General features: G+C 46.8%; 2 protein-coding genes and 3 pseudogenes. 4 read left to right on the plus strand and 1 reads right to left on the minus strand.

The features are described 5' to 3' along the window. From P5674_RS23885 to panD, 4 genes and pseudogenes are all read left to right on the plus strand, one after another. Window positions 1–200 (plus strand): annotated as a pseudogene (locus P5674_RS23885) (RNA-guided endonuclease IscB); the annotation flags it as partial. Window positions 201–269: 69 nt separating this feature from the next. Then, window positions 270–344, plus strand: a pseudogene (locus P5674_RS26750) (helix-turn-helix domain-containing protein); the annotation flags it as partial. 92 nt (window positions 345–436) lie between these two features. Further along, the gene (locus P5674_RS26755; protein WP_006625947.1) at window positions 437–565 is read left to right on the plus strand and encodes a hypothetical protein; all 129 of its coding nucleotides are present in this window, start codon (window positions 437–439) and stop codon (window positions 563–565) included. Window positions 566–980: 415 nt separating this feature from the next. After that, window positions 981–1,346: an aspartate 1-decarboxylase gene (gene panD, locus P5674_RS23895; protein WP_006615999.1), complete on the plus strand. Its 366-nt coding sequence runs from the start codon at window positions 981–983 to the stop codon at window positions 1,344–1,346. A 537-nt stretch (window positions 1,347–1,883) separates the two neighbouring features. On the opposite strand, the pseudogene P5674_RS23900 reads toward panD, so the two are convergent. Then, a pseudogene (locus P5674_RS23900) lies at window positions 1,884–2,639 on the minus strand (group II intron reverse transcriptase); the annotation flags it as partial. Window positions 2,640–2,951: the final 312 nt, after the last annotated feature.

The following is a 2,951-nucleotide window of genomic DNA, read 5'->3' on the forward strand; positions in this document are numbered from 1 at the left end:
GCCATAACCCATTAAAACCAATTAAGGGATGGCTTACCGGGGATATAGCCAAGCAGATGGCACATGGAATCGGTAGAATAACCCCGTCGAGTCGCGGCAGTTTTGTTTTAACCAAACCTGACAAAACTCAGTTTTCAGTCAAACCAATAGATTTGAAACCTGTTTTGAGAAGAGATGGCTATTTGTATAAATTTTCCTGAGTTGTCAGGTAATTACCAGGTTATAGATATACTGCAAGGATGACGGAGAAAGCCTAGCGATACCGATTTTACCCGGAACAGGAAAACCTGTTGCGGAGGACTTTGGGTTGTGTTCGCCTGGTGTATAACAAGCCATTAGCCACGGGGACTGATGGTTGGACTTCGCTCACCAACCAAGGTTGGTACGAGGGACAAGAGGGCATTGATTACGTCGAGACTTCTTCGATGCTGAGGAGGTGGAACAAGACGGAAGGGCTGGACTTGATCAAGCAGGTCAGTTCGGTTCGGCGATCGCAGAGACTCAGGCATTGGCAGTCCGCATTTTCCAACTTCTTCGCGGGAAAGACGAAGTACCCGAAGTTTAAAAAGAGGAGGAAGGGCGGAAGGGCTGAGTTGACCAAAGCGGCTTTTAATCGGGCGGGTTTATCCAGTGGGCTGGTGTTGGGCATGGCTGACGGTGGAGGCCGCCCCTACAGGGGATGCTTAAACTGCGGATACGATCGCCCTTAAAAATCCCGTTAAAGGTCCGGGAGTGGGAATGTCCCGACTGGGAAACTGATCACGACCGAGACAGACGTAAACGCCAGGAGCAGCATCTTAGCTGCCTGGCTGGCGGTGTCGGTCTGGGTTGCGACCCGAAGACCAGAACACAGCCGGAGTTGCGGGAGTGGTGCTCAAAACCCCAAAGGGGGAAAGAACCAGAAACCCAAATTGTTAGGTTTGGGAATCCCCTTCCGGTTACGGGGAGGATGTCAATGTGATCTGATGAGACCTTAAAATATGTATCGAACCCTGTTGTTGGCTAAAATTCATAACTGTACCCTAACTGAGGCTAACCTTAATTATGTCGGCAGTATAAGTATTGACCAAAACTTACTGGACACTGCCGGAATTTTGGTTAATGAACAGGTACAGGTGGTTAACACCACTAACGGGGCTAGACTGATTACCTATGTCATTCCTGCCCCACCTGGGTCTGGTGAAATTCAATTGAATGGGGCGGCGGCTCGTTTAGGCATTCCAGGCGATCGCCTGATAATTATGGCTTATGGGCAGTTGACCCCGGAAGAAGTCCCCACTCATCAGCCGAAAGTGGTTCTTGTGGACGAAAAAAATCAAGTGATCGAAATTCGCGGCCATGAATAGTTTAACAAAATTATCAGAAAAAATGGGTTGAAAACCTCGTCCTTTTAGGGCGACTTGGTGTGAACATAAATTGAAGTCGTTGACTTTGGGAACGCCGGAAACAAGAGACACTCCGTAATCCCTAAAACTCTAGCCATCACTGGTAGAAAAGCTTTCATCGTCAGTTCAAATGGCCAGAGCGAAGTCAAAATCAAATAGGGTAGGGCATACCCGAATTTACGCTTGGGGAGTAGTCTTTAAGAGTGCTTACTGTAAAAGGTGTAGGTGCGAGACCTTCAGGCATGAAATAGGGTTGAGACACCCGAAATAACCGCCTGGTGCGGACTTCAACCCCTTGGTTGAATACAAGAAGCGCACTTCTGACCATCCCTATAACTGTTTATATGTCCCGACGATTTGTATCATACGATACCAAATACCGGCAGGGAACCCAAGGTCAACAAACTCTGTAACAAATCGTAGTAGGGGTCGAGAGAGATGTCACCATCTCCCCCTCCCATACAGAACCGTACTTGAGACTTTCACCTCATACGGCTCCTAATTTGATTGTTCCATTGTTAAGGATACAGCGTTGGCATTGTCAATTGCCGTCTTATCATCATGACAGTGGCGGTGTAATAGTTGAAGGTTCTTGTATTCATCCTTTCCGCCTTGGCTTCGAGGTACAATGTGGTCTACTTCAATTAAGTCTGATGGAGTAAAGTATTGCCCACACCAGGTACACCTGCCTTTTTGCTTTTTGAGTAGTTTGGCTACCCTTGTCGGTGTGTCGATTGCTTGTCCTTTCCTGGTTGCCCAGTAAGTCCAGTTTCCGTCGTATGGTGTTGCTTCCGGGTGTATTAGGGTATGTCTGACAATCGGAGTCCAATTATGTTTCCATAATTGGAGTCCATCTCTAGTTTGGAATAACCATGATTCATGCCTTTCTTTCCCGTTGCTAAGTTTAACCGTTCCATATCTGAAATAGTTCCTTAGCTTTTTATAACTCGCCTTTCTGCATCTCGATACTGTCCATGCCCTTAACATTAGCCAGACTATGTTGTCTAGCTTAACGAAGGTCTCTTTTGAGACTACCGCTGAATAATAGTTTGACCATCCCCGAATGATTGGGTTTAGTTTGCTAATCAGGGCTGATTGAGGTGCAGTTTTGTGTTTTTTAACTTCACCTTTTATCACTTCTATGTGGGCTTTAACTGCTTTGTTGCTGGGTTTAATGAGGGTTTTGTGACCGATTAATCGGCTTGTTGCCCCACCTGTTTTCCCAGATTTATATTTACTTACCGGGTATGTGCGAAACGTTTAGGAGTGAAATAGGGCTGCGATGCCCGAAATAACCTCCTAGTGGGACTTTCACCCATTGGTGGAATATAGGAATTGACTCTCATCCCCGACCATCCCATAACTGTTTATATGTCCCGACGCTTGGAGCAATCTCAGCAAGGCAGGGAACTCAGGGTCAAGACTGATAGCTTAAACGATGGGAGTTGTGACCCATCTAGTAAAGCAGGAAGTTGAGAGTAACGGCGGTAGCCACCTCCAGTTTCAGGATTCATAACCCGTCAGATTGAAGCGGGGAACGGAAGGCGTGAAGTAGAACCTACTACT

It is taken from the genome of Limnospira sp. PMC 289.06 (assembly GCF_032350395.1).
Lineage (GTDB): Bacteria > Cyanobacteriota > Cyanobacteriia > Cyanobacteriales > Microcoleaceae > Limnospira > Limnospira platensis.